Source organism: Ramlibacter sp. (assembly GCF_050250995.1).
Classification (GTDB): Bacteria; Pseudomonadota; Gammaproteobacteria; order Burkholderiales; family Burkholderiaceae_C; genus Ramlibacter.
In genome coordinates, this window is record NZ_JBFWNP010000004.1 from 185880 (window position 1) to 211901 (window position 26022).

The following is a 26022-nucleotide window of genomic DNA, read 5'->3' on the forward strand; positions in this document are numbered from 1 at the left end:
CTTCGCCGGATCGTCATGAAGGAGTTCCCCATGCCTCAATTCCGCCGCCGGCAGATTCTCGCCGGCGCCCTGTTGCCGCTGCTCGCGCCCGCGCTTCACGCGCAGGCGTCGTTTCCGTCGAAGCCCATTCACATCATCGTGCCCTTCCCGCCGGGCGGGAGCACCGACGTGCTCGCGCGGCGCGTGGGCGAGAAGATCGCGGTGGCGCTGAAGCAGCCGGTCGTGGTCGAGAACAAGCCCGGCGCGGGCGGCACGCTCGGCGCGGCCTACGTCGCCAAGTCCCCCGCGGACGGCCACACGATCCTCATGGGCGTGACGGGCAGCAACGCCATCGGGCCGGCGCTGTATTCCAACCTCACCTACGACGCGACGAAGGATTTCGCGCCGCTGACCATGGCGTCGGTATCGCCCCTGCTGCTGGTGGTCAACCCGAAGGTGCCGGCGAAGACGCTCGAGCAGTTCGTCGCGCTCGCCAAGCAGAAGCCGAAGTCGATCTCGCACGGCACGCCGGGCAACGGCACGTCGATGCACCTCACGGCGGAGATGTTCAAGATCGCGACCGGCACCGATCTCGTCCACGTGCCGTACAAGGGCAGCGCCGCGGTGCTGACCGACCTGCTGGGCGGCCAGATCGACGCGATGTTCAGCGACATGCAGGTGCTGATGCAGCAGGTGAAGGCCGGCAAGGTCGTGCCGCTCGCGGTGACTTCGGCGAAGCGCCATCCCATGCTGCCCGACGTGCCGACCATGGCCGAGCGCGGCTACGCGGGCTTCGAGGCGCTGTCGTGGCAGGGGCTCTTCGCGCCGGCCGGCACACCGCCCGCCGTGGTGGCGCTGCTCAGTACGGAGATGAACAAGGCGCTGCGCAGCAACGACATCCAGGAGTACTTCGGCCCCACCGGCCTGATCGTCGAGGGCAGCACCCCGGCCGAATACAAGGAGTTCGTGGACAAGGAAATTCGCAAGTGGGGCGACATCGTGCGCCGCGCCGGCGTGAAGGTGGAGTGATGGCGCTGACCAAGGACGGCCGATGCCCCGCCTGCCCCTGCTGAATTACCTCGACGACGCGGGCGCGAAGGCGCCCGCGCGCGCGATCCTGCTGCGCAACTTCGCGCTGCTCGATGCGAAGGCGGGCGAACTCGTGTCGCGCTGCGAAGTGCTCGTGCAAGGCCATACGATCGCGGAGGTGCGCCGCGACAGCATTCCTGCCGGCGATGCGGAGGTGATCGATCTCGGCGGGCGCACGCTGATGCCGGGGCTCATCGACCTGCACAGCCACATCCTCGGCGAGTGCTTTCCGGTCGCGCCGAAGATGCTGCCGTCGCTGATGGCGGCGAGCGCGGCGAACGTGATGCGCGGCATGCTGGGCCGCGGCTTCACGACGATCCGCGACGCCGGCGGCGCGGACTACGGCCACAAGCGCGCGGTCGAGCTCGGCCTGTTCCCCGGCCCCCGGCTCTTCGTCTCCGGCCGCGCGATCAGCCAGACCGGCGGCCACGGCGATTCGCGTTCGCAGGCCGACACGCGCGAGCCGCCGATGTGCTGCGCGCAGTTCCCCGGCATCGGCCGCATCGCGGATGGCGTGCCGGAGGTGCGCAAGGCGGTGCGCGACGAACTGCGGATGGGCGCCGACCAGATCAAGGTGATGGCCGGCGGCGGCGTGGGCTCGATCACCGACCCCGTGGAGTACCTGCAGTATTCGATGGAGGAGTTGCAGGCGGTGGTCGACGAGGCGCAGCGCGCGGGCAAGTACGTGATGGCGCATGCGATCACGGCCGAAAGCGTGCAGCGCTGCGTGGAAGCGGGCGTGCGCACCATCGAGCACGGCAACCTGATCGACGAACGCACCGCGCGCATGATGGCGCAGGCAGGCCGCTACCTCGTGCCCACGCTGACGATCTACGACGTCATCAAGCGCAGCGGCCGCAGCCTCGGCTTCTCCGAGGCGAGCATGCAGAAGGTCGATGCGGTGTGGGAGGGCAACGCGCGCTCGCTCGAACTCGCGGCGGCGGCGGGCGTGCCGATGGGCTTCGGCACCGATGTCGCGCGCTGCCCGGAATTCCAGTCGCAGGAGTTCCTGTTGCGCGGCGCGGTGCTGCCGGCGGCGGACGTGATCCGCAGCGCGACGACCGTGGGCGCGGAAATCCTGCGGCTGCCCGGCAAGCTCGGCACCATCGCGCCCGGCGCGTTCGCGGACCTGATCGCGGTGGACGGCAATCCGCTCGAGGACCTGGGGCTGCTTTCGGGGCAGGGAGAGAACATTTCGCTGATCGTGGCGAACGGAGTGCTCATGAAGGACAAGGTTCGCGGTCCGACGGATTCGAATCGGGACGTGTGAACCTGCGGCGCGCCACCGGGGCGCTGCGGGCCCAGTTCTTCGTCGCCGGCGCCTTGTTCGCCACCTGGGGCGTGCAGGTGCCGGGCATCAAGGCCCACTACGTCCTCGGCGAGCAGGCGCTGGCCGTCGCGATGCTCGCGAGCGGGCTCGGCGCGGTCATCGCCTTGCCCCAGGCCGGGCGCATCCTGGCGCGCCGCTCGCCGCGCGCCCTCGCGCCCGGGCTGGTCGCGGTCTGCGCGGCGTGCGTGGGGAGCCTGCTGCTGCCCGCGCAGTACGGCGTGCTGCTCGCCCTCATGCTCGCCTACGGCTTCGCCGCCGCGCTCTTCGACGTCGCGATCAACGACGAGGCGACGGAGATCGAGCGGCTGGCCGCGCGGCCGCTCATGAGCGGCTTCCACGGCATGTTCAGCCTCGGCGGCATGGCCGGCGCGGCCGCGTGGAGCATGCTCGCGCCGCTCGGTGTTTCGCCTGCCGCCCATCTCGCGGGCGCGGCCGCCGCGCTCGGCTTGCTGTCGCTCGCCGCCGCGCCTTTCATGCTGGGCCGCGCGCGGCATGCGAGCGATCGCCAGGCGCCGCTCAGCCTGCCGCGCGGTCCCTTGTTCCTGCTCGGCGTGCTCGCCGGTCTCGGCCTCGTGGGCGAGGGCGCGATGTACGACTGGAGCGTGCTGTACCTGCGGCAGGAGCTCGCCGCGCCCGCGGCCATCGCGAGCCTGGGCTACGCGAGCTTCAGCGGCGCGATGGCGCTCGGGCGCTTCGGCGGCGACTGGGCACGCGCGCGCGTCGCACCCGCCACGCTCCTGCGCGCAAGCGGCGCGCTCGGCGCCGTGGGCATGGCACTCGCGCTCGCGGTGCCCCATCCCGGCGCGGCGCTCGCGGGCTTCGCGCTCATGGGCCTCGGCTTCGCGAACGTCGTGCCGCTGCTGTTCAGCGCCGCGGGACAGGTGCCCGGAGTCGCGCCCGCGCACGGCATCGCGGCCGTGTCCGCGGTCGGCTATTTTGGAATGATGGCCGGGCCGCCCCTGATCGGTTTCATCGCCGAGGCGCGCTCGCTCACGGCGGGCCTGCTGGTGGTGAGCGTCTTCGCCGCGGTCGTCGCCGCGCTGGCCGGGCGCGCGCTGAGGCCGCGCGCCTGAAGGCGCCGCAGCGCAACGCGCGGATCAGTCCTTCGCGCGCAAGGGCAGCCGCACGGTGAACACGCTGCCGCGCACGCCGTCGCTGTCCGCCTCGATCCGGCCGCCGTGCATGCCGACGAGCTTCTTCACGAGCCACAGGCCGATGCCCAGGCCGCCCTGCAGGTGCCGGTTCACGCCGTCGCCCTGCTCGAACAGGTCGAACACGCGCGGCAGCTTCTCGCGGGGGATCCCCTCGCCGTTGTCGCGCACCTGCAGCACCACGTCGGCCCCGTCGATGCGGGCCGCGAGGTCGATCCGTCCGCCGCGCGGCGTGTACTTCGCCGCGTTGTTCAGCAGGTTGCTCACGACCTGCGCGAGGCGCACGAGGTCGGCCCGCAGCGCGACGGGCTGCGCGGGGATGTCGATGGCGAATTCATGGCCCGCCGCCTCGATCGCCGGCCGGCTCGCTTCGACCGCGTGGTCCACGATCTCTTGCAGCGTGACCGGCTTCGGCCGCAGCTCGAGCTTGTCGCGGGTGATGCGCGAGACGTCGAGCAGGTCGTCGACCAGCCGCACGAGGTGCGTGAGCTGCCGGTCCATCATGTCGCGGACCTTCAGCGTGGACGCGGGCATGCCCGGCGTGAGCTTCAGGATCTCCAGCCCGTTGCGCACCGGCGCGAGCGGGTTGCGCAGCTCGTGCGCGAGCGTGGCGATGAACTCGTCCTTGCGGCGGTCGGCCTCGAGCACGTCGGTGATGTCGGTCGACACGCCGCAGATCGCATACACCTCGCCCGCGTCGTCGAGCAGCGGAAACTTGTGCGAGCGATAGGTGACGCCGCGTCCGCCCGCCATCCCTTGCTCGTGCGCCACCAGCGGCTCGCGCGTGCGCGCGACCTGCAGGTCGTTGTCGCGCAGCTTCGCCGCGACCTCGGCGCCGAACACCTGCACGTCCGTGACGCCGCGCGCGACCTCGTCCGCGGTGAAGCCATGCAGCCTGCGCCATGCTTCGTTGGAGAGGATGAAGCGGCCCTGCAGATCCTTGGCATAGACGAGCGCGCCCGCATGCTCGATGACCGCTTCGACCATGCGGTGCGCCGCGCGCATGCCGCGCTCCGCGACCATGCGGTCGGTCACGTCGGCCGCCGCGCAGATGCCCTGGTCGGGGCGCATCTGGCCGTCGATCATGGCGAAGGTCACCTGCAGCACGATGTGCAGCCACTTCTCGGCGCCGCTCGGCATGAGCGCGCGGACGTCGATCGCGAGGTGACCGCTGCCCTCGGGGTCGAGCGTGAGGGCGATCGCGTCGAGGTAGCGCTGGCGGTCCTCGGGATGGATGCGCTCGAAGATCGCCTGCCGCGGCACCACCATCGCGTCGTTGCCGAGTTCCATGAGCCGCGCGAGTTCGGCGGAGATGTGGTTGCGGTTGTTGCGGTAGTCGATCTCGGCGGTGACGAGGCCGGCGGCCTGCATCGCCATCTGCAGCTTCACGCGGTCCGCCTGTTCCCGTTGCGCCGCCTGCTTGCGCTGCGTGATGTCGCGGCCGGTGCCGAGCACGCCGACGATGCGGCCGGCGGCGTCGCGCAGCGGCATCTTGCGCACGAGGACGATGGTGGTGGTGCCGTCGGGGTTGGCGAAGACCTCCTCGGACTCCGAAGGCTCGCCGGTGGCGATCAGCTGCAGGTCGGCGGCCCTGCGCCGGCGCGCGGAGGGCGAATCGCCGAGGATCTCCTCGTCCGTGCGGCCGATCACGTCGGCAAGCGGCCGGCCGAGCCGGGCCAGCGCGGCCGGGTTGGCGAAGCGGTAGCGGCTGTCCGTGTCCTTCGCGAAGATGATGTCGTCCGTGGCATGCGCGATGGCGGCGAGCACGCTCGAGTCGGGCAGGGGCGCGGGATCGGAATCGGGTACAGCCATGCGCCTATTGTGGCGACTCCCGGCGTTCTCGCGCAGAATCGGCCATCGATTCCAGGAGCCCCATGCAACTACGCAATCTCGGCCGGACCGGCCTGAAGGTGTCGCCGCTGTGCCTCGGCGCGATGATGTTCGGCGACCAGACGCAGGAGGCCGACGCGGCGCGCATCGTGGATCGGGCGCGCGAAGCCGGCGTCAATTTCATCGACACCGCCGACGTGTATGCGGCGGGAAGGTCGGAGGAGATCGTCGGCCGCGCCGTGAAGGCGGACCGCGACCGCTGGGTGATCGCCACCAAGGTCGGCAACCTCGTCGGTCCCGCGGGCGGACGCAGCGGCCCCGACCTGTCGCGCAAGTACGTGATGAAGGCGGTCGACGACAGCCTGCGCCGGCTCGGCACGGACTACATCGATCTCTACTACCTGCACCGCGACGTCCACGACACGCCGCTCGACGAGACCGTGCGCACGCTCGGCGACCTGATGCGGCAGGGAAAGATCCGCTACGTCGGTCTGTCGAATTTCCGAGGCTGGCGCATCGCCGAGTTCGTGCGCGTCTGCGACGAGCTGGGCGTCGAACGCCCCGCCGCGCTGCAGCCGCTCTACAACGCCATGAACCGCATGGCCGAGAACGAGATGCTGCCCGCGTGCGAGCACTACGGCATCGGCGTCGTGCCCTACAGCCCGCTCGCGCGCGGCGTGCTCACGGGCAAGTACGCGAGCGTCGATGCGCCGCCCGAGGGCAGCCGCGCCGCGCGCAAGGACACGCGCATCCTGCAGACGGAGTTCCGCGCGGAATCCATCGCGCTGGCGCGCGCGATCCACGAACACGCGTCGGCGCGCGGCACGACGGCCGCGCACCTCGCGGTGAACTGGGTGCTGAACAACAAGCTGGTGAGCTCGGTCATCGGCGGGCCGCGAACGATGGAACAGTGGGACGACTACCTCGCGGCCCTGAACGACGCCTTCGGTGCGGAAGACGAAGCGCTGGTCGACGAGCTGGTGGCGCGAGGTCATCCGTCGACGCCGGGGTTCACGGATCCGGCATATCCGGTGCTGGGCAGGGTGGCGCTGAAGCGCTGAGCGCCGCAAGCGGTCTTCGCGATCGCGTTCAGCCGCTTCGCAGTCGCCGGCCCCGGGGCGGCGGCTCGGCCAATGCTTCGTCGAGTTTGATCCAGCGCGCGGACGCGGGCGCAGGCAGGATGTCCGCCGGAAAGCCCGCCTCCTGCAGTGCCTGCGGCCACCGCCGCGCGACCGCCGCCATCGACGCGTCGATCAGCGCCAGCGCTTCTTCGCGCGAATAGCCGAACGACTCGCAGTCCTGCAGCAGCGCCGATGCACGGACGGCGGAATCGCCGCGCCGGTTCACGCTCATCGCGAGCGTTTCGGAAAAGACGATGTGCGGCGCGATGTCGAAGGCCGGCGAGAGCCGCCAGCGATCGTCGACCAGGACAAGCCCATGGTTGCGCGGATGATCGTCGCCGTTGCCGCAGACGGCGTTGACGACCATGCGCCGGTAGAGCTCGCGCTGCTGCTCGAGCACCGGCGCGTCGGCGCGCGCGCACCAACGACGCAACTCGTGGCACAGCGCGACGTACGAGCGCCGTGGATCGCCGCGCATGTCGGCGGCGTCGAGGCGCAGGACGGTGTGCGCGCTGGCATAAAGGCGCCTGCGGAAATGGCCGTCGCCGCCGATGTGCCGATCGAAGCGGCGAACGAGCAGCAGTTCCCGCGAGCCCGCGCGCACGAAGCGTGTCTCCGCGACCTCCACGCCAGCCGCCGCGGCGCACTGCATCGCGGCGTATTCGCGCAGGGGTGCATGCGGCGCGTCGCCACGCAACTGCAGCTTCGCGATCCAGAGCTGGCCGTCGTGCCGCACCGTGAGTTTCGGCCGCTCGCCGCCGAGGCTCGTGCCTTGCACCTTCACCACCGCGCGCGCCGCGGCGGTCGGGGACTGTTCCGGCGCGAGATCGCGCAGCGCCGCGACCAGGTCTTCGCTTGAAGGCGCATCCCACCGCAACTTGCGCTCGATGTCGTCGCACACTTCGATGGCGCCGACGGCATCGCCGACCGACGCTTCGAGCCGGTCGAGGGGAGACGCGAGGGACTTGTGATGCATGGCCTCGAGCATCGCGAGGCCGAAGCCCTCGGGGCTCGCGTCGCGGAACACGCCGAACAGGCCGTTCTGGCGCGTTTCCTTTGCGGGCCGCTGGCTTCGCGTGAAGGGCAGGTTTACCGGGTCGAGGGCGACGGCATCGGCGCGTTGCCTGTACTCGCCGTCATAGGCGAACGTGCCCACGCCGCGCTCGAGCGCGAACACGCCGCAGCGCACGGGCGCATGATGCTGCGGCAGCCAGGTCCAGACCGAGCTCGAGGTCATGGCGATTCTCCGTCGCGCGCCCTCGCACCCGCTGCCTGCTCGAGAAGAATCCCGATCGACGAACTCCGCCCGAGCACGCTCGCCGCATCCAGCAATTCGTCGAGCAGGTCGAGCGCCCACAGCGCCGTGACGTAGAAGCCCGCCTGCACATTGGGCGCGCCGCGTTCGATCTGCCGCAGCGTCGAGAGCCCGACCCCCACTTTCGCGGCAAGATCGGGTTGCGTCATGCGGCGTGCGCGACGTGCGAGGACGATGCGTTCACCGAGCGTTCGCAGCAAAGCCTCCGCCGGCAGCGGCAACAGATGAGGTGATGCGGAACGCTTCATTAAGCACGATTTTAGTCACTAAAAAACTGTTTAATAAAGCTTTTATCAATGTCGATAAAGCCTCGTCTCACTCTCCTGACCCTCGGCGTCGACGACCTCGAACGCGCCGTCGCCTTCTATCGCGACGGCCTCGGCTGGCCCACCGAAGGGATCGTGGGCACCGAGTTCGAGAACGGCGCGGTGGCCTTCTTCGACCTGCAGCCCGGCCTGAAACTCGCGCTGTGGCCGCGCAGTAGCCTGGCCGCCGACACCGGCCTCGCGCAGAGCCCGCGCGCCACCACGGACCTCGCGTTGGCGCACAACGTCGCGTCGCGCGAAGAAGTCGACGAAGTGCTCGCGCTCGCGACGAAAGCAGGGGCAGCCCTGGTCAAGCCCGCGCACGACACGTTCTACGGCGGCTACGCAGGCTATTTCCACGACACCGAAGGCCACCTGTGGGAAGTGGCCTGGAATCCGCAACTGCTGCCTCCGGACGCGGCGCAATAATCCATCGCCATGGAAACCAAGTGGCTCGAAGACTTCGTGAGCCTCGCCGAAACGCGAAGCTTCAGCCGCTCCGCGCAACTGCGGCACGTGACGCAGCCCGCGTTCTCCCGGCGCATCCAGGCGCTGGAGGCCTGGGCCGGCACGGATCTCGTCGACCGCAGTTCCTACCCGACACGCCTCACGCCCGCGGGCGAGACGCTCTACGCGCAGTCGCTCGAGATCCTGCAGGCGCTGCAAAGCGCGCGCGCGATGCTGCGCGGGCATGCGTCGGCGGGGCAGGACGTGATCGAGTTCGCGGTGCCGCACACGCTCGCATTCACGTTCTTCCCGGCCTGGGTGGCAGATCTCCGCGACAGGTTCGGTCCCATCAAGAGCCGGCTGATCGCGATGAACGTCCACGACGCCGCGATGCGCCTCGTCGAAGGCAGCTGCGACCTGCTCATCGCCTATCACCATGCCTCGCAGCCGCTGCAGCTCGACGCCGACCGCTACGAGATGGTGACCCTCGGGGAGGAGACGCTGGCGCCGTATTGCCGCGCCGATGCGAACGGCGCGCCCCTGTTCTCGTTGCCGGGGCGCGCGGGCCAGCCGCTGCCCTATCTCGGCTACGCGCCGGGCGCCTACCTCGGGCAGGTCACCGAGCTGATCCTCAAGCAGGCGGCCAGCCCCATCCACCTCGATCGCGTCTACGAAACCGACATGGCCGAAGGCCTGAAGGTCATGGCCGTCGAGGGCCACGGCGTGGCCTTCCTGCCGCTGTCGGCCGTCCGCAGGGAGCTGCGGTCACGCCGGCTCGTGAGCGCGGCCCCGCCCGAGCTCGGCAAGCTCGAGATGAGCATGGAAGTCCGCGCCTACCGCGAGCGGCCCGCGGGCGGCAAGCCGGCCAAGGGCACGTCGCAGGCCCTGTGGGCGTATCTCGTGAAAGCACGGGGGTGAGGCAACGCCGGCACGGACCGTGCTACGTTGTTTCGCGCGTCGCCGAGGGGAGGGTAATCCCCATACCTCGAATCTCTAGAATTTCGTTTTCATGCAGATGCATCACCCAAGGAGTTTTTCGATGATCAAGCAAATCCTGGCGGTCGCCCTCGCGGCGATGGCCGTGGCGCCCAGCGCCTTCGCGCAAGCCAACAACACGCTCGCCAAGATCAAGGCGTCCGGCAAGGTGGTGATGGGCGTGCGCGAGTCGTCCGCGCCCCTCGCCTACACCCTCGGCGGCGGCCAGTTCACCGGCTACCACATCGAGCTGTGCCAGCGCATCCTGAAGTCCATCGCCACCGGCGCGACCATCGAGTACACGCCCGTGACCTCGGCCAACCGCATTCCGCTGGTGCAGAACGGCACCGTGGACATCGAGTGCGGCTCCACCACCAACAACGCGACGCGCCAGAAGGACGTCGCCTTCGCGCTGACGACCTATGTGACCGAAGTGCGCACGGCCGTGAAGGTCGCGTCGAAGATCAAGTCGATCGCCGACCTGAAGGGCAAGACCGTCGCCACCACCACCGGCACGACCTCCGTCGCCCTGCTGCGCAAGCACCGCCGCGGCGCCGGCGTCGAGTTCAAGGAAGTGTTCGGCAAGGACCACGCGGACAGCTTCCTGCTGCTCGAGTCCGGCCGTGCCGATGCGTTCGTGATGGACGACAACATCCTGGCCGGCCTGATCGCCTCGTCGAAGTCGCCCAAGGACTTCGCCATCGTCGGCGAGACGCTCAACGTCGAGCCCATCGCGATCATGATCCGCAAGGACGATCCCGAGTTCAAGAAGGCGGTCGACGACTACATCCGCGGCGCGATGAAGTCGGGCGAACTGAACCTGCTGTATGCGAAGTGGTTCCAGAAGCCGATCCCGCCGAAGGACACGAGCGTGAACCTGCCCATGGGCAAGATCCTGGCCGACCTGATCAAGAACCCGTCGGACAAGCCGGCGGAAGAGTACAACAAGTAAGAGCAGGCGCCCGCGGGCCGCGGCCCGCGGGATCGACCGCGCCGACCGAACAACGAGTAGAGGAGAAGCGATGGCTTTCGAGTGGCAGATCTTCTGCCTGGACACCATCGACAAGGCGCCCGTGAAGGGCTGCTTCGGTTCGGGCAACGTCGAAACGTATCTCGACTGGCTGTTCCGCGCCTGGGGCCAGACCGTCATGGTCGCCGCGCTGTCGCTCGTCGTCGCGCTCGTCGTCGGCTCCATCGTCGGCGTCATGCGCACGCTGCCCGACAGCCCCTGGGCCGTTCGCCTCGGGAACATGTGGGTGGAGCTGTTCCGCAACATTCCGCTGCTGGTCCAGATCTTCCTCTGGTACCACGTCATGCCGGTGCTCATTCCCGCCTTCGCCGACACGCCCAAGCTGCTGCTGGTGGTGTTCGGCCTCGGCTTCTTCACCTCGGCCCGCATTGCCGAGCAGGTGCGCGCCGGCGTGCAGGCGCTGCCGCGCGGCCAGCGCTACGCGGGCATGGCGCTCGGCTTCACCACCGCGCAGTACTACCGCTACGTCCTCCTGCCGATGGCGTACCGGATCATCATTCCTCCGCTCACCAGCGAGAGCATGAACATCTTCAAGAACTCGTCGGTGGCCTTCGCGGTCTCGGTCACCGAACTGACGTTCTTCGCGCAGCAGGCCGGCGAGGAAACCTCGCGCGGCATCGAGATCTACATGGCGGTGACGCTGCTCTACGTCATCTCCGCGCTGGCCATCAACCGCATCATGGCCTTCATCGAGCGAAGGACGCGCGTGCCCGGCTTCGTCGCTTCCACGGGCGGCGGGGGGCACTGATGGATTTCTCGCTCTTCACGCTCGACGTCTTCCGGGGATTCATCCTCAAGGGCCTCTATTTCAGCCTCGCGCTGACGGCCGTCGCCACCGCCGGCGGCATCGTCTTCGGTACGGTCCTCGCGCTCATGCGCCTGTCGGGCATCAAGCCCCTCGCGATGGTCGCGACGGTCTACGTCAACGGCATGCGCTCGATTCCGCTGCTGATGGTGCTGCTGTGGTTCTTCCTGCTGGTGCCCATGCTCATTGGAAGGCCCATCGGAGCGGAGCTGTCGGCGGTCATCACCTTCATCGCGTTCGAGGCCGCGTACTTCAGCGAAATCGTGCGCGCCGGCATCCAGTCGATCCCGCGCGGGCAGGTCTTCGCCGGGCAGGCGCTGGGCATGTCGTACGGCCAGAACATGAAGCTGGTGATCCTGCCGCAGGCCTTCCGCAACATGCTGCCGATCCTGCTCACGCAAACGATCATCCTGTTCCAGGACACGTCGCTCGTGTACATCATCACGGCGCACGACCTGCTGCACGGCTTCACGACGGCCGGCGCCAACCTGAGCGCCCCGCGCGAGGCATACATCCTGGCCGCGGTCTTCTACTTCGTCATCTGCTACACGCTGTCCTGGCTGGTCAAGCGCCTGCAGGCCAAGATCGCCATCATCCGCTAGGCACGAACTCCATGATCGAAATCAAGAACGTCTCCAAGTGGTACGGCCCGGTGCAGGTCCTCACCGACTGCAACGTCAAGATCGACAAGGGCGATGTCGTCGTGGTGTGCGGCCCCTCGGGCTCGGGCAAGTCGACGCTGATCAAGACCGTGAATGCGCTCGAGCCGGTGCAAAAGGGCGAGATCCTGGTCAACGGCATCGCGGTGACCGACCCCAAGACCAACCTGCCCCAGCTGCGTAGCCGCGTCGGCATGGTGTTCCAGCACTTCGAGCTCTTTCCGCACCTGTCGGTCACCGAGAACCTGACCATCGCGCAGGTCAAGGTGCTCAACCGGAGCCTGGACGAAGCGAAGGTGCGCGGGCTCAAGATGCTCGACCGCGTGGGCCTGACGGCGCACAAGGACAAGTATCCGGGCCAGCTCTCGGGCGGCCAGCAGCAGCGCGTCGCGATCGCGCGTGCGCTGTCCATGGACCCGATCGTCATGCTGTTCGACGAGCCCACGTCTGCCCTCGACCCCGAGATGGTCGGCGAAGTGCTGGACGTGATGGTGAACCTGGCAAAGGAAGGCATGACCATGATGGTGGTCACGCACGAGATGGGCTTCGCGCGCAAGGTCGCCAACCGCGTGATCTTCATCGACGTGGGCGGCCGCATCCTGGAAGACTGCTCCAAGGAAGAGTTCTTCGGCAATGCGGAGGCGAGGCAGCCGCGGACAAAGGACTTCCTGAACAAGATCCTGGCGCATTAAGGCTCGACGAGCCATCGCGTCGAGCCTCGACGATGAGGTGCCTGCGGAGTTCGACTTCGCGGGTACTCGGCCTTCACCCCCGCATTGACAATCGGCCCTGACAGCAGGGTGACGATCTGAATCTCCACCCGATCCAGCAGTTCACGGATCTGGCGACCCCCATTTCAATTTCTGTCTCGCGCTCTCGGCTGCCTGCCTCTGTGAGCGCGCCGGCTGCATCCGCCACACGGACGGATTTCATCCAATGAATCGCCGATTGCCTCCGATTCGAATGCTGCGTAACATGTCACACTCCAACTCACGCGAGGTGACACTTGAACGAAAGTGGTGTAGTTGAACTTTCGGATAGCCGGCGGCTGAAGAACGAGCTGGCGTACGAAACGCTGCTGCTCGAGATCATCTGCGGCGGGCTGCGCGCCGGCGATGCGATCGACGAAATCTCGCTGGCGGAAACCTACGGCATGCCGCGGGCCGGCGTTCGCGAGGCGCTGAGCCGCCTGGCCCTCGAAGGTCTGGTGGATCGCCGGCCGCGCCTGGGCACGGTCGTGACGGACATCGGCGCGATCGAGCTGCAGCAGGTCTTCGCGCTGCGGGTCCAGCTCGAAGGGAGCGCGGCCGCGCTCGCCGCGACGCACGCCACGCGCAAGGATGTCGCGGCGCTCAACGCCGCCTTCAACGGCGTCGACGACGTCATCGCCCGCGCGGACTACCGCACGCTCATCATGATGGACCTGAACTTCCACCAGGCGCTGGGCGAAGCGACGCACAACCGCTGGCTTGCCAAGGTCACCAACACGCTGCTGCTGGGCGCCCTGCGCTTCTGGCACTACTCGCTCACGCGCCGCGCGCCGGAGACGCTGCGCGCCGAGATCGATGCGCACCTGAGGGTCGCGAAGGCCGTGTCGATGGGCGACCCCGAGGCGGCCCAGGCCGCCATGCGCGAAATCCTCGCCGAGTTCCCGTCCACGGTGAAGGAGTCGTTCGACGAGTCCCTCTACCGCGCGCCCGCCGGCATGCACCGAGGCGCGCCATGAGGCCCGTCAGCGAAATTCGCGGCCGCAAAGGCATGGTCGTCTCGGGCCATGAAGACTCGTCGCGCGTGGGCTGGGACATCCTGGCCGCGGGCGGCTCCGTGGCCGACGCCGCCATCGCCGGCGCGATGGTGATGGGCGTGACGCTGCCCCAAGCCTGCACGCTCGGCGGCGATGCGTTCATCCTGGTCCATGAGGCGTCGAGCGGCAGGACGCACGGCATCAACGCGTCGGGCCCCTCGCCCGCACTGACCTCGCTGTCCCTGTTCCCCTCGGGCATGCACGAGCGCGGCGCCATGAGCTGCGGCGTGCCCGGCATGCTGGGCGGCCTGGCGGCGATGCACGAGCGCTTCGGCACGCTCGCCTGGCGGGAATTGCTCGCCCCGGCGATCGCGCTGGCGCGCGACGGCTTCGAGGCGTCGGCCGGACTCGCAAGGGCGACGGAAGTGTTCGCCGCGATGCTGGCCAAGGACCCGGGCTGCCGCGCGCTCTTCGCGCCGGAGGGTCGGCCGCTGCGCACGGGCGAGCGATTCCGCCAATCCCGGCTCGCGGACACGCTCGAGGCGGTCGCGCGCGGCGGCGCGAACGCGTTCTACGACGGCGAGATCGCCGCGAGTCTCGCTCGCGCCTGCGAGGAAGCCGGCGGCCTGCTGCGCGCCGACGACTTCCGGGGATACGTGCCCGAGTGGGTGGAGCCGCTGGCCGTGCCCTATCGCGGACACGAAGTGCGCGTGATGCCGCCCAACTCGTTCGGCCTGTACCTCCTGCTGCAGTTGATGGCGCTGGACGACATGCCGGACGACGAAGCGCCGCTGCTCTCGGCCGCGCGCTTTTCGCGCCTCGTTCGGGCGGCCGAAGCCGCGTTCGCGGTCGGCTCGCGCGCCATAGCCGACCCCGCGTTCGACCCCGAGCCGACGGGCCCGCTGCTCGGCGCCGAAGGCCGGCAACGCCTGAAGGACGCGCTGCCGGGCCGCGCGCCGAACCTGGGAGGCACGGCCGTCATCTCGGTCGTCGATGCCCAAGGCAACGCGGCCACCATCGTGCAGAGCGTCTTCCTCGTCTTCGGCAGCGGCATCGCGGACCCGCGCAGCGGGCTGCTGCTGAACAACCGCCTCTTCGGCTTCAGCGTCGATCCCTCGCACCCGAACTGCGTTGCGCCGCGCAAGCGGCCGGCGCACACGCTGTGCCCCGCGATGGTCCTGCGCGACGGCCGCCTGCGCTTCGCGCTCGGCACGCCGGGCGGGCCGGGCCAGACGATCACGCTCAGCCAGGTGATCGAAGGCATGCTGCACCGCAAGGCCTCGCTCGTCGACGCGATACGCGCGCCGCGCTGGAGCATGGACCTGCAGTCGGCCTGCGTGGTGGAGCCTTCCATGCCCGAACACGTCATTTCGGGCGTGCGCGCTCAAGGCATCGAGATGAAGCACACGGGCCCCGACTCGCCCTTCTTCGGTTCGGCCGAGGGCATCGAACTGCATGACGACGGCACGCTCACCGGCGTGGCCGACAACCGCCGCGACGCCGCGGCACAAGGAGCCTGAACTTGCCGAAGCACGCCGACCTGATCCTCATCAATGGCAAGGTCCTGACGATCGACGAGAAGCTGAGCACGGCGCAGGCCGTGGCGGTGTCCGGCAAGCACATCCTCGCGGTCGGAACGAATGCCGAGATCTCGAAGCTGGCCGACGAATCGACGCGGGTCGTCGACCTGAAGGGCCGCACGGCGATCCCGGGCATGACCGACGGGCATGCGCACATGGACCGCGAGGGCCTGAAGGCGGTGTTTCCCTCGCTGGGCAAGGTGCGCTCGATCGGCGACATCAAGAAGCGCATCGCCGAACTGGTGAAGGCCGCGAAGCCGGGCGAATGGATCGTCACCATGCCCATCGGCGACCCGCCGACCTATTTCAACGTGCCCGAGATCCTGGAGGAAGGCCGCTTTCCCACCCGCCACGACCTCGACGAGGTGTCGCCGGACAACCCGGTCTACATCCGCCCGATCTGGGGATTCTGGCGGCACACGACGCCGCTCGTGTCGATCGCGAATTCGCGCGCGCTCGCGCTCGCCGGCATCGACCGCGACACGCCGTCGCCGAGCACCGAAGTCACGATCAAGTACGACGAGCAGGGCGAGCCCACCGGCGTCTTCTACGAAGAGACGATGATGCCCATCGTCGAGATGACGCTGCTGAAGGCGGTGCCGGGCTTCACGCCCGAGGACCGCGTGAAGACGCTGCCGACGTCGATGGCCGCGTACCACAGCTGCGGCACCACGAGCATCCTCGAAGAGCACGGCGTGGCCACCGAACTGCTGAAGGCCTACAAGCAGGCCTGGGGCCGCGGCGAGCTGACGATGCGCACCACGCTGGTGGTGAGCCCGTCGTGGCAGGTCGTTCCGCGGGTGGACCTCGGCTTCTTCGTGCAGGCCTGGTGCGGCTGGCTGTCGGAGCCCGCGCTGGGCGACGAGTTCCTGAAGGTCAGCGGCATCTTCGTCGACATGAACAAGACCGCCGAGAACGAGATGCGCGCCGAGCGCCTGCCGTACACCGGCTGGGCGGGATTCAACTACAACACGGCGCTGCCGCGCGAGCGCGCGCTCGAGCTGCTGCGGGCCTGCGCGCAAAACGACGTGCGCGTGGTCGCGATCTGGCCGAACATGCTCGACCTCTACTACGAAGTCCACAAGGAATTCCCGCTCAACGGGAAGCGCTGGGTGCTGGGGCACATCTCGATCCTCTCGGCGCGCGACATCGAGAAGATCGCGGAGATGGACCTGGTGCTGACCTCGCACACCAACCGCAACATCTACAAGGAAGGCCACCTGCACCTCCAGCGGCTCGGCGCCGAGCGCCGCCACGAGATCTCGCCGCTGCGCTCGCTGGTCGAGAAGGGCGTGACCGTCTCGCTCGCCACCGACAATGTCCCCGTCTCCCTGTTCTATCCCATCTGGGAAGCGGTGGCGCGCAAGAGCCGCAACACCGGAGAGGTCATCGGCGAGGGCGAATGCCTCACGCGCATGCAGGCGCTGCAGTGCGCCACGATCCACGGCGCGCGGCTGACGTTCGACGAGCACCGCCAGGGCTCCATCGAACCCGGCAAGCTCGCCGACATCGTCGTGCTGGACAAGGACCCGCTCACCTGCGAGCTCGACGACCTGAAGGACATCACGGCCGACATGACCTACGTGGGCGGCCAGCTCGTGTACTCGAAGCTCCAGGGCTGAACGTGGCCGACACCGCTCCCCCGTTCGCCGACGTCGATACGCCCGCGCTCCTGCTCGACGGCGCGCAACTGCGCGAGAACATCCGGCGCGTGCAGCAGGAAGCCAGCGCGGGCGGCATGCAGCTGCGTCCGCATGCGAAGGCTCACAAGAGCGCGCACGTCGCGAAGCTGCAGATGGAAGCCGGGGCCACCGGCATCTGCTGCTCGAAGCTGGCCGAGGCCGAAGTCATGGTCGCCGGGGGGCTGCGCGACATCCTGGTGACGACCCCCGCGGTCGGCGCGCTGAAGATCGCGCGCCTCGTCGCGCTTGCTCGGTCCGCGACGATGGCCGTGGTGGTCGATGACGCGCAGAACCTCGCGGACATCGCCCGCGCGGCACGCGATGCCGACGTGCGCATCGCCATCGTGGTCGAGGTCGACGTCGGCCAGAACCGCTGCGGTGTCGGCGATGCGAAGGACGCGGTCCCTCTCGCGCTGCAGGCCGGCCAGGCCTCGCATCTCACGTTTCGCGGCCTGCAGGGCTACCAGGGCCTGCTGCAGTCGATCGCTTCCTTCGAGGAGCGCGAGTCCGCGGTGCAGGCCGCGATGGCACGCCTCGCGCAGGCGCGCGATGCCCTCGCGGCGGCCGGCATCGAGGTGCCCGTGCGCACCGGCGGCGGCACCGGCAGCTTCCCCATCGACCTGCGCCTGAAAGCGCTCACCGAGTTGCAACCCGGCAGCTACGTCACCATGGACGCGACGTACACGCAGGTCCAGTGGCAGCCCGACGTCGTCGCGCCGCTCGGCCAGCCGCTGCGCGTGCTGACCTCGGTGGTGAGCACGCGGAGGCAGGACAAGGTCGTCGTCGACGCGGGATGGAAAGCCGTGAGCTGCGACGCCGGCCCGCCGAAGGTGAGGGGCCGCCCCGATCTGCGATTCGAATTCGCGGGCGACGAACACGGCGCCATCGTCTCGGCGAACGGCGGCGCGGTGGACCTGCGCCCCGGCGAACGCGTCGAGCTCGTGCCCGGCCATTGCGACACCACCGTCAACCTGTACGACCGCTTCGTGGTGCACGAAGCGGGCACGGCACATGCGTTCTGGCCCATCGAGGCCCGAGGCCGGTGCCAGTAGATCCGAACCTCGAGAACCTCGCGTCGCCCCCCTTTTTGCTCACAGGAGTTTTCATGCGCCTCTCCACATTCCTCCGGCCCCTGCTGGCTTCGCTGATCGCCGTCGGCAGCGTCTTCCCCGCGGCGGCGCAGGACTTTCCCACCCGGCCCGTCACGCTCGTGATTCCGTTCGCGCCGGGCGGCACCGCCGAACTGATCGGCCGCGCCGTCGGGAAGTCGATGGAACGCCACCTCGGCACGACCGTCGTCGTGGATCTGCGCGCCGGCGCCGGCGGCAACATCGGCGCGGCCCATGTCGCCCAGACGGCGGCCGCGGACGGCTACACCATTCTGCTCGGCTCGGCCAGCCTCGCGTCGAACGCGAGCCTGATGAAGCTGACCTTCGACCCGCGCAAGGACCTGCAGCCCGTGGCCGGCATCTGCATCGTGCCGAACATCCTGCTGGTGAGCGCCAATTCTCCGTACAAGACGCTGCCCGACCTGCTCGCGGAAGCGCGCCGCAACCCGGACAAGCTCACCTTCGGCTCGTCGGGCCCCGGCACGAGCAGCCACCTCGCGGGCGAACTCCTGAAGGCCGCCACCGGCACGCGCCTCGTGCACGTGCCCTACAAGGGCAGCGGCCTCGTGTACCAGGACCTGATTCCGCAGCGCGTCGACATGCTGTTCGACCTGCAGGGCTCGGCGCTCGCGAACATCAAGGGCGGCCTGGTCCGCCCGCTCGTGACCACGGCCGCGCGCCGCTCGTCGTCGCTGCCGGACGTGCCGACGGTCGCGGAGTCGGGCTTCCCCGGCTTCGAGAACGGCTCGTGGATCGGCTTCATGGTCCGCACCGGAACGCCGCCCGACATTGCCGCGAAGATCGAGCGCGCCACCATCCTGGCGCTGCAGGACCCGGCCATCCGCGAACGGTTCGCCACGATCGGCGCCGAGCCGATCCCGGCGCCGTCCGCGGAGTTCGGCAAATACGTCCTCGGCGAAATGGATCGCTGGGAGAAGATGGTCAAGGAAGGCCGGCTGCAGCGCGCCCAGTGAACGACACCCCGATTCGGAGAAACATTCGATGAAAGCCGTTTGGTACGAAGCGACCGGGCCCGCGGTCGAGGTCCTGAGCTGGGGCGACATGCCCGACCCGGAGCCGGGTTCCGGCGACGTTCGCGTGAAGGTCGCGTACTCGGGCGTCAACCCGTCCGACGTGAAGCGCCGCGGCGGCACCAACGGGCAGGGCATGCCCTTCCCGCGCGTCGTGCCGGGCATGGACGGCTCGGGCGTCATCGACCGCGTCGGGCCGGGCGTGGACCCCGCGCGCGTGGGCCAGCGCGTGTGGCTGCACAGCACGGCGTGGAAGCGGCCATTCGGCACCTGCGCGGACTATGCGATCACGTCGAGCGAGCGCGCATTCGAACTGCCCGCGAACACGTCGATGCTCGAAGGCGCCAGCCTGGGCGTGCCCGCGATGACGGCGCACCGCGCGGTCTTCGGGCTCGGGCCTGTCGATGGCAAGACGGTGGTCGTGACCGGCGGCGCCGGCGGGGTCGGCTTCTACGCGATCCAGCTCGCGAAGTGGGGCGGCGCGAAAGTCATCGCCACTGTGAGCTCCGAAGAGAAGGCGCAGGTGGCAAGGCGCGCAGGGGCCGATGAAGTCGTCAACTACAAGACGGAAGATGTCGCCAAGCGCGCCCTTGCGATCACGGGAGGCGCGGGCGTCGATCACGTCGTGGACGTGGACTTCGGCGCCAACCTGCCGGCCACGGTGGCCATGACGAAGCTGGGCGCATCGATCGCCACCTACTCGTCGATGTCCCAGCCGCAGCCGTCGATTCCGTTCTACCCGATGATGAACAAGAACCTGCAGGTCCTGTGGGTGCTGGTGTACGACATGCCGGCCGCGGCCATCGCCGACGCAGGGCGCGACGTGAACCGCTGGCTGGTGTCCGGCAAGGCGCAGCACCAGATCGCGAAGACGATTCCGCTGGAGCGGCTCGCGGAGGCGCATCTGGCGGTGGAGAGTGGGAGGGAGATCGGGAAGGTGGCGGTGCGGGTCGGCGGGGACTTGTGAATGGCGTGATTGGGGGAGCTTCAGGCAATTGAATCGAGCAACCACCCTGATCGAGTATGTGATGGGTGCCGAGCTGGGCCACCGCCTTGATGCCAACACACGCGGCCGCGCTACGGTGCCGCCCGAGTCAGTTCAGACATTCAGCTACGCGGATTATCGAGATCAGATCGCGCCCAGCGCGCGGCTTCGGCGAAGATGGCGTCCGCGAACAGTTGCCGATCCGTGGGTCGATCGGACATTTCGCTCGCTGCGTAGATGAAAGCATCGAGTTCGTGGAAGTCAGGCTCGCCCACGACAAGCGTTGCGCGCCAGATGCTTTCGGCACCCTCCTTCGGTCCCGTGTCGCGGGCCAGAATGGCGCGGGAAACTTTACGCGCATAGAACCTCAGGGCATCGGTGGGCGACATCTCCCCTCCGCCGGACTCCTCGAGCAATTCTCGGAAGAGCCGGCCGATCTCCCGATCGTCGTCCCGGTCGCACAGAGCAAGCTGGAGGAGCGTCGGCGAAACAGACTCGGACGATAGCTGTTCCGTGGCCCATCTTGGAATTTCCTCCATCGGCACTAGCCCCAGGCGCCAGCGGGCCTCGATATCCAACAGTTCCGGGCTTCTTTTCATTTGAACTTGAATCCTTCACGAACGCCGGATTGAAGGTTCTGCCAGTAGTGAATGACGATGTTGCGTCCTGCCTGCTGATCGAAATGCACAGCTTGCATTTTCGCCCACAGTTCGGACGGGTAGGCCGGGTCTTTGATGAAACCTTGCATGATCCTTGTGCCACCGCCTGTCGTGGCCGATGCGAGCGCTAGTTGCTCGGCCAAGGTCAGCGCGACGCTGCGAATTGCACCTGGGCCTAAGCAGAGTGCGGGTCCTGAGCCTGTCGAGATGCAACCGGATGAGTCGACCTGTGGAGACTGAAGATCCATTCTCAGACATGAGGAGCCTGAGTTGCCTGCAACTCGTGGACCTCCGCCAGGCGCTTGTCCCATCAGCCCCCAAGGGTCGATCTGTCCATGTGGATTTGCTCCAACGTACAAGAACCGGTTTGCCCCGCCCATCCATCCGAGTGGATCGGTCTGGATGTAACGCCCCATTCCCGCGTCGTAGTTGCGAAGGGTGTTGAAAAACAGTCGAATCTCAGAGTCGAAGTACTGCCCCGGAAGCCGCAGGTTCACCTCGACCGGAGGCGCCGTGAATCTGATCGCGGGCTTTGATTTCGAGTCCCGCGCTTCGAGCACACCGGTCGGCTCGTTCTGCCCGAACGCGCTGTACGGCCACTGCCAGACAGCCCGGTTCTTCTCGTCGGCGATCAAGCGCGGAGTGCCGAGGTGGTCTGCGTGGATGGCGTAGAACTTGCCGCCTCGAAGCATGCCGACCGGGATTGCGCTTCCGTCTTCGGTTGGCAGCCAGATGTACTCCGTCGCTTCCTTGCCCTTGCCGTTGTCGTACTCCCCGAGCAGCGCCCAGCCCGGAATCGGCCCATCGCCGTAGACGAAGATGTCCCCGAGGCTCGCCTGCTTCGGCTTCTCGAACAGCCAGCCGAAATTCTTCAGCAGCCAGTCGACGAAACCCTTGCCCAGGTCGTCCTTCTTCGGCAGGGTCTGCTCCGCGCGCACCTCGGACTTGAAGACTCGCTGTCCTTGCGCGTTGTGCAGGTAGGCCACCGAGGCCGCCTCGCCGTTGCGAACGAGCTTGACCTTGACGAGTCGACCGCTCGCGTCGTACTCGAAGCCGCGCAGACCATCGCTCGTCATCGAGCCGTTGGCGTCGATGCCGTAGGCGACGGAAGTGGTGGAGGTCGCACCGGGCTTGCCCCTGTCGTTCGTGCTGCTCTGGGTCTGCGTGAAGCCGAGAAGTCGGTTGCTGCCCTGTTCGATGTTGAATTGCCGGCCATCCGTTCGCGATTGCACGGCACCGTCGAGATTGCCGTCCAGGTCGAACTCGCCGCCGCTCGTCTCGATGCCCGTCAACCGGTTGGAGTTCGGGTCGTACGTGTATCGGCTCTCTGCTCCCGGGCGCGCGAAGCGCGTGAGGCGATTGCGGTTGTCGTAGTCGACGACCCAGGAGACCGAAACGACACCCTCCTGGCTGTGAGCGTGCTCATGACCGGGGCCATGTGCATGCTCTTGCCCGGGTCCACGTGCAGGCGCAGGCGAGGGACCGGCTGCCGGATCGTGGGGGTGGCCCGGCGGATGCGGATGCTTGTGGCCATGACCCGGTCCCGCCACCTTCAGCTTCTGCGTGATTCCGACGATGCGCGACGCTGCGTCATACGTGTAGCTCGCGAACTCGTTGGCGGTCATGCGGCCGTCGGCGTCGAAACTGCGGCTCGCTACGGCGCCGTTGCTCCACTTCCAGCTTCGCGGTTGGCCCAGCGCCGTGTGGGTGAGTTCGCTGATGAACGTTGCCTTGGCTTTGCCCGCAGGTTGAATGGTGATGCCCGTGATGCGCCCGCCGCTGCGCTCGTAGCCAACCTTCAGGCCGCTCGGGTATGTGATCGTTGTGAGGTCGCCGTTGGTGTACGCATAGCCGAGCTTGTGCTGGCTGCCAGCCTTGCCAGGGTTGTCATTGACGGTCTGGGTCTTGCCGAGGATTCGGCCGTGCGCGTCGCGCGTGTACCGCGTCGTGCCCGAGCCGTCCTGCATCTCGGACACGAATCCCGCAGGATCGAACGAGAACATCGTCTTCGCGCCATCCGCGTAGGTGATGGACGTGGCTCGACCCAGCGCATCGCGTTCGATGCGGGTGATCTGCCCCTTCGCATCCTCGATGCTCGTCACCGCACCTGCGGCATCGCGGGTGTAGCGCAACGTTCCGATGTCGGGACTCGTCTCGGCCAGCACTTCGCCGAAGGCGTTGGTCGTGTACTGGGTGGCGACGCCTTTCGGATCGGTGACGCGAGTCAGCTGATCCAGCGCTTTCCAGCTCTGCGTAGCCGCTGCGCCGTCCGCGAACGTGGTGGCGGTGGTTCGTTGCAGGCCGTCGAGTGTCTGCCGCATCGTCTGGTTCAGCGGATCGGTGACGCTCACCGGAGCGCCGTTCGCGTCGTAGCCGATCTGCGTGTTCTGACCCGATGCGCCCTGCAGCGCGGCGAGCTTGCCCAGGGTGTCGAAGACCCGGGTGGTGAGCATCGCGATGCGACCCGAGCCGTCCTTGACCTCGTCGCGAATGCGCTGGCCTGCGGCGTTCAACGTGAACGACACCGAGGTCCCATAGCTGTCCTGCGCGCCGACGAGCCGCTGCGCGGCGTCGTAGCGGTACATCACGAAGTAGCCGTTGGGCAGTGTCGCGGTGGCGAGTTGGCCGGTCGGCGTGTAGGCGAACGTGGTCGTCTCATCGCCGCGACTTGCACTCGTGACGCGACCGCGTGCGTCGTAGGTGAAACGATTCGTCGTTTGCCCGGCTTCCGTGTGCGCAACGATGCGCCCCGCAGCATCGAACGCCGTTACGCTCTCCTGCCCCATCGGATTCGTGCGGCCCACGAGGTTGCCCGCAGCGTCGTAGCGATAGCGCCAGACGCCACCGCGCGGATCGGTCATCGAGTCGACGAGGCGCTGCGCGTTGTACGTCCAGCTCCAGGTGCGCGATTGGCCTGTGGCCGTGTCGCGCACCGTGGTGCTCAGCCGATCTCCGAACTCGTTGTATGAATGTTCGGTGGTTCGGCCTGCTTCGGTCACGAGCATCGGCAGCCGCATCGTCGGATGCCACTGGACCTGGACCGTCTGTGCTTCCGGCCGATTCGCGGCGCGCGTCGTCGAGAGCTTCAATTTCCGATTGACGTCCCAGGTGTACATCGTCTGCACGCCGAGGACGTCGGTTTCGGTGTCGATCAGCAGCCCGGTTCCGAACGTGCGGCCGGCGACCGAGTTGCCGGCGAATGCGCCGTTGGTGGCCGCGAGCCGGGTCGCGCCGTGTCCGCCTTGCCACGACATTACTTGCTGGCCGCCCGAGGGCGTAATGGCAGTCGTTGTCGACTGATAGATCGCCGGGTCGACCGTCGATCCGCCGCGCAATGCGCCGCGTTGGCCTGCTGCGCGCGAGTAGCTCACGGTGTACGACTGCGCGCCGCCCGCGTGCTGCGTGAGAACGGCACGGCCCTGCTCGTCGTACGCAAAGGTCGACAGGCGCTGGCCGCCTTCGTCCACGACGCCGGTCAGTGCCTGCGGCCAACGGGCGTCTTCGTAGAGGTAGCCTCGGCTTGCGCCGGGGTAGGTGACGGCGACGAGGCGCGAGGCCGCGTCATAGGAATACGAAGCCGAGCTCCCGTCGGAAGCGGTGACGCTTGTGAGGCGTGACGCAGAGTCGTAAGCCAACTGCAGGCTGCGGCCGAGGGCGTTGGTGATGCGCACGAGTTGATTCGCGGTGTTGTACGCGAGCGAAGACGTCCAACCGTTGCGCTGCGCGACGGATTGCAGTCGGCCGTCGGCCGCGAAGAGCCAGCGGCTGTCGTTCGATGCATTGAGGTATTGCACGCCGCCGGCGACATCGGTCAGCGTATCGCGAACGCTGCCTTGCGCCACCCATGCGCCGGTGGCCGAGGCGCGCGTGAACACGACGCTGCGGCCCGACCCGAACGCGACCTTGGCCTGCGTCCCCTCGATCGCGATCGACGCCGCCCAGTTGTGCGACCACGCCGGGTTGCCGTAACTCCGGTAGTGCCGCACGAAGTGCAGCGGATGCACGCCGGCATCGCGCCAGTCCACGACGGTCTGCACCTTCTCGCCCGTGACCGCGTTGATGGGGTTGCCGATGAACGACCAGCCCGAGCCGCCGCCGCCTTGTTCGCCGCTCGAGCCGTAGCCACTGCCGCTTTCTCCGCTCCAGCCGGAGTACGCCGGTGCGCCCGCGTCGGTCTCGTAGGTCTGGCCGGGATTCATGAAGCTCCAGCCGCTGGGGCTGTACGGCGCGGGCGCAGGCGCGGGCTCCGAAGCCGCGGCACCGCCCGACGGCGCACCCGGATCGCCCGGCGTGCAACTCTGGCCGCTTTCGTCCGCCGGCAGCGCGTCCATCTCCACCGTGATCGTCTTCTCCGCGGTGTTCGTGCAGGTCCCGCACGTCGCCGTGATCCGATCGACCGCCTGCGCCTGGAACGGCGGCTCGTACATGAAGCGGAATTCGCCATTGGCGTCCGTCACGCCGCTCAACGGGCTGTCGGCGAGCGTGACCGTGACGGCCTTGCCGAAGACGGGCGCACCGTTCTGCGTGACGACCACCACCTGTTCCAGCGCCGGCCCCGCCGGCAGCGCCTTGGTCGAACCGGCACCGTTCAACGCGATCAGGTCCGTCGCTATCGGCACGCATGCATTGCCGACCACGATCATCGGCGACGGGCACACGTGGGCGGTGAAGCTGCTGCTCCACGAGTTCCAGCTGGTGGAGCCGATGTTCTGGTACTGCCAGCTCGCCGCGCATTGCGAGCCCTGCAGTTGCGCGACGTGGTTCCGATAGATCGCCGAGCCCCGGTCGCAGGCGGGGAGGATCGTGGTGAGGTTCTGGCATGCGGCGGAAAGGGTCGAATGCCACGGTTGGTTCGCGCAAGCCGCGGGATTGGCCGCGCCCGCACCATGCGGGCCGATGGGAAACCGGTACATGTCCGCCCACGACGCGCTCGCGGCGAGGCCGAACACGGAAGCGACCGCGAGCGTCACGATCAGGGCGCGGGCTGCGCGCCAGACACCAGAGCGCGAGCGAATGCGGCAACGCATTGCGTACCCGACATTCGATAGGCGGCGAATCAAAGCAAACGCGCGCACGCGCGCCCCCACGGCAGCGCACGCAGGCGCCGCAGCCATTCGAAGCAGCATGAAAATGTCCTCCTCCCACGCGCGAGCTGTACTTCTTATTGCTCGGCTTCCAGGGTCGGCGGGATTATTT

Annotated in this window: 22 protein-coding genes; 17 read left to right on the forward strand and 5 right to left on the reverse strand. The window is 68.1% G+C overall.

From position 1 onward, the window contains the following. Nucleotides 1–30: 30 nt before the first annotated feature. Genes AB7E83_RS06230 through AB7E83_RS06240 form a run of 3 tightly spaced genes read left to right on the forward strand, consistent with a single transcriptional unit; the run spans nt 31 to nt 3471 of the window. Nucleotides 31–1008: a Bug family tripartite tricarboxylate transporter substrate binding protein gene (locus tag AB7E83_RS06230; RefSeq protein ID WP_428566606.1), complete on the forward strand. Its 978-nt coding sequence runs from the start codon at nt 31–33 to the stop codon at nt 1006–1008. Between the two features lie 22 nt (nt 1009–1030). After that, nucleotides 1031–2338, forward strand: coding sequence for an amidohydrolase family protein (locus tag AB7E83_RS06235; RefSeq protein WP_428566609.1), 1308 nt, complete (start codon nt 1031–1033; stop codon nt 2336–2338). Continuing rightward, nucleotides 2335–3471 (forward strand): MFS transporter, encoded by a 1137-nt coding sequence (locus tag AB7E83_RS06240; RefSeq protein ID WP_428566612.1) that lies wholly within the window; start codon nt 2335–2337, stop codon nt 3469–3471. The genes AB7E83_RS06235 and AB7E83_RS06240 overlap by 4 nt, the downstream gene beginning before the upstream one ends. Nucleotides 3472–3495: 24 nt before the next feature. Here the strand turns inward: AB7E83_RS06240 and AB7E83_RS06245 are convergent, their stop codons facing one another. Further along, nucleotides 3496–5361 carry a PAS domain-containing protein gene (locus tag AB7E83_RS06245; RefSeq protein WP_428566614.1) on the reverse strand — a complete coding sequence of 622 codons (1866 nt, stop codon included), beginning with the start codon at nt 5359–5361 and terminating at the stop codon, nt 3496–3498. 62 nt (nt 5362–5423) lie between these two features. Here AB7E83_RS06245 and AB7E83_RS06250 point away from each other — a divergent pair, with 62 nt between their 5' ends. Then, entirely contained in the window at nt 5424–6440 is a 1017-nt protein-coding gene (locus AB7E83_RS06250; RefSeq protein WP_428566617.1) for an aldo/keto reductase, read from the forward strand. Nucleotides 6441–6468: 28 nt separating this feature from the next. Here the strand turns inward: AB7E83_RS06250 and AB7E83_RS06255 are convergent, their stop codons facing one another. Further along, complete coding sequence (locus AB7E83_RS06255; protein ID WP_428566620.1) at nt 6469–7737, reverse strand: type II toxin-antitoxin system HipA family toxin; 1269 nt, start codon at nt 7735–7737, stop codon at nt 6469–6471. Then, nucleotides 7734–8036 (reverse strand): helix-turn-helix domain-containing protein, encoded by a 303-nt coding sequence (locus tag AB7E83_RS06260; protein ID WP_428566622.1) that lies wholly within the window; start codon nt 8034–8036, stop codon nt 7734–7736. Before AB7E83_RS06260 ends, AB7E83_RS06255 begins: the two co-directional genes overlap by 4 nt. A gap of 81 nt (nt 8037–8117) precedes the next feature. Here AB7E83_RS06260 and AB7E83_RS06265 point away from each other — a divergent pair, with 81 nt between their 5' ends. From AB7E83_RS06265 to AB7E83_RS06320, 12 genes are all read left to right on the forward strand, one after another. Continuing rightward, on the forward strand, nt 8118–8549 hold the full coding sequence (locus tag AB7E83_RS06265) for a VOC family protein (protein ID WP_428566699.1): 432 nt from the start codon (nt 8118–8120) through the stop codon (nt 8547–8549). Nucleotides 8550–8558: 9 nt separating this feature from the next. Next, nucleotides 8559–9485 (forward strand): LysR substrate-binding domain-containing protein, encoded by a 927-nt coding sequence (locus AB7E83_RS06270; RefSeq protein ID WP_428566625.1) that lies wholly within the window; start codon nt 8559–8561, stop codon nt 9483–9485. Nucleotides 9486–9606: 121 nt separating this feature from the next. After that, nucleotides 9607–10494 (forward strand): amino acid ABC transporter substrate-binding protein, encoded by an 888-nt coding sequence (locus tag AB7E83_RS06275; RefSeq protein ID WP_428566628.1) that lies wholly within the window; start codon nt 9607–9609, stop codon nt 10492–10494. Nucleotides 10495–10564: 70 nt separating this feature from the next. Then, complete coding sequence (locus AB7E83_RS06280) at nt 10565–11320, forward strand: amino acid ABC transporter permease (RefSeq protein WP_428566630.1); 756 nt, start codon at nt 10565–10567, stop codon at nt 11318–11320. Continuing rightward, nucleotides 11320–11979 (forward strand): amino acid ABC transporter permease, encoded by a 660-nt coding sequence (locus tag AB7E83_RS06285; RefSeq protein WP_428566633.1) that lies wholly within the window; start codon nt 11320–11322, stop codon nt 11977–11979. The genes AB7E83_RS06280 and AB7E83_RS06285 overlap by 1 nt, the downstream gene beginning before the upstream one ends. An 11-nt stretch (nt 11980–11990) precedes the next feature. Next, nucleotides 11991–12728 (forward strand): amino acid ABC transporter ATP-binding protein, encoded by a 738-nt coding sequence (locus AB7E83_RS06290; RefSeq protein WP_428566635.1) that lies wholly within the window; start codon nt 11991–11993, stop codon nt 12726–12728. Between the two features lie 314 nt (nt 12729–13042). After that, nucleotides 13043–13762 carry a GntR family transcriptional regulator gene (locus tag AB7E83_RS06295; protein ID WP_428566638.1) on the forward strand — a complete coding sequence of 240 codons (720 nt, stop codon included), beginning with the start codon at nt 13043–13045 and terminating at the stop codon, nt 13760–13762. After that, nucleotides 13759–15300, forward strand: a complete 1542-nt coding sequence (locus AB7E83_RS06300; RefSeq protein ID WP_428566641.1) for a gamma-glutamyltransferase family protein — start codon at nt 13759–13761, stop codon at nt 15298–15300. Before AB7E83_RS06295 ends, AB7E83_RS06300 begins: the two co-directional genes overlap by 4 nt. A 2-nt stretch (nt 15301–15302) precedes the next feature. Then, nucleotides 15303–16982, forward strand: coding sequence for an amidohydrolase (locus tag AB7E83_RS06305; protein WP_428566644.1), 1680 nt, complete (start codon nt 15303–15305; stop codon nt 16980–16982). 2 nt (nt 16983–16984) lie between these two features. After that, nucleotides 16985–18094, forward strand: a complete 1110-nt coding sequence (locus AB7E83_RS06310) for a DSD1 family PLP-dependent enzyme (RefSeq protein ID WP_428566645.1) — start codon at nt 16985–16987, stop codon at nt 18092–18094. Between the two features lie 53 nt (nt 18095–18147). Beyond that, nucleotides 18148–19125, forward strand: coding sequence for a Bug family tripartite tricarboxylate transporter substrate binding protein (locus AB7E83_RS06315; RefSeq protein WP_428566648.1), 978 nt, complete (start codon nt 18148–18150; stop codon nt 19123–19125). A 28-nt stretch (nt 19126–19153) separates the two neighbouring features. Next, nucleotides 19154–20149: an NADPH:quinone reductase gene (locus AB7E83_RS06320; RefSeq protein ID WP_428566650.1), complete on the forward strand. Its 996-nt coding sequence runs from the start codon at nt 19154–19156 to the stop codon at nt 20147–20149. A 140-nt stretch (nt 20150–20289) separates the two neighbouring features. Here AB7E83_RS06320 and AB7E83_RS06325 read toward each other — a convergent pair whose 3' ends face one another. Both AB7E83_RS06325 and AB7E83_RS06330 read right to left on the reverse strand, forming a co-directional pair. Beyond that, complete coding sequence (locus AB7E83_RS06325; protein ID WP_428566652.1) at nt 20290–20766, reverse strand: hypothetical protein; 477 nt, start codon at nt 20764–20766, stop codon at nt 20290–20292. Beyond that, the gene (locus AB7E83_RS06330) at nt 20763–25025 is read right to left on the reverse strand and encodes an RHS repeat-associated core domain-containing protein (RefSeq protein WP_428566702.1); all 4263 of its coding nucleotides are present in this window, start codon (nt 25023–25025) and stop codon (nt 20763–20765) included. The genes AB7E83_RS06325 and AB7E83_RS06330 overlap by 4 nt, the downstream gene beginning before the upstream one ends. Between AB7E83_RS06330 and AB7E83_RS06335 the strand changes: the two genes are divergently transcribed. Next, nucleotides 25024–25596, forward strand: coding sequence for a hypothetical protein (locus AB7E83_RS06335; protein ID WP_428566704.1), 573 nt, complete (start codon nt 25024–25026; stop codon nt 25594–25596). The two genes, AB7E83_RS06330 and AB7E83_RS06335, sit on opposite strands and share 2 nt — an antisense overlap. Nucleotides 25597–26022 lie beyond the last annotated feature (426 nt).

Coding starts and splice junctions, on each gene's coding strand:
- AB7E83_RS06300 (WP_428566641.1), top strand. CDS start 13,759: ATGAGGCCCGTCAGCGAAATTCGCGGCCGCAAAGGCATGGTCGTCTCG.
- AB7E83_RS06270 (WP_428566625.1), top strand. CDS start 8,559: ATGGAAACCAAGTGGCTCGAAGACTTCGTGAGCCTCGCCGAAACGCGA.
- AB7E83_RS06245 (WP_428566614.1), bottom strand. CDS start 5,361: ATGGCTGTACCCGATTCCGATCCCGCGCCCCTGCCCGACTCGAGCGTG.
- AB7E83_RS06250 (WP_428566617.1), top strand. CDS start 5,424: ATGCAACTACGCAATCTCGGCCGGACCGGCCTGAAGGTGTCGCCGCTG.
- AB7E83_RS06275 (WP_428566628.1), top strand. CDS start 9,607: ATGATCAAGCAAATCCTGGCGGTCGCCCTCGCGGCGATGGCCGTGGCG.
- AB7E83_RS06315 (WP_428566648.1), top strand. CDS start 18,148: ATGCGCCTCTCCACATTCCTCCGGCCCCTGCTGGCTTCGCTGATCGCC.
- AB7E83_RS06330 (WP_428566702.1), bottom strand. CDS start 25,025: ATGAATCCCGGCCAGACCTACGAGACCGACGCGGGCGCACCGGCGTAC.
- AB7E83_RS06280 (WP_428566630.1), top strand. CDS start 10,565: ATGGCTTTCGAGTGGCAGATCTTCTGCCTGGACACCATCGACAAGGCG.
- AB7E83_RS06235 (WP_428566609.1), top strand. CDS start 1,031: ATGCCCCGCCTGCCCCTGCTGAATTACCTCGACGACGCGGGCGCGAAG.
- AB7E83_RS06285 (WP_428566633.1), top strand. CDS start 11,320: ATGGATTTCTCGCTCTTCACGCTCGACGTCTTCCGGGGATTCATCCTC.
- AB7E83_RS06335 (WP_428566704.1), top strand. CDS start 25,024: ATGAAGCTCCAGCCGCTGGGGCTGTACGGCGCGGGCGCAGGCGCGGGC.
- AB7E83_RS06290 (WP_428566635.1), top strand. CDS start 11,991: ATGATCGAAATCAAGAACGTCTCCAAGTGGTACGGCCCGGTGCAGGTC.
- AB7E83_RS06255 (WP_428566620.1), bottom strand. CDS start 7,737: ATGACCTCGAGCTCGGTCTGGACCTGGCTGCCGCAGCATCATGCGCCC.
- AB7E83_RS06320 (WP_428566650.1), top strand. CDS start 19,154: ATGAAAGCCGTTTGGTACGAAGCGACCGGGCCCGCGGTCGAGGTCCTG.
- AB7E83_RS06230 (WP_428566606.1), top strand. CDS start 31: ATGCCTCAATTCCGCCGCCGGCAGATTCTCGCCGGCGCCCTGTTGCCG.
- AB7E83_RS06325 (WP_428566652.1), bottom strand. CDS start 20,766: ATGAAAAGAAGCCCGGAACTGTTGGATATCGAGGCCCGCTGGCGCCTG.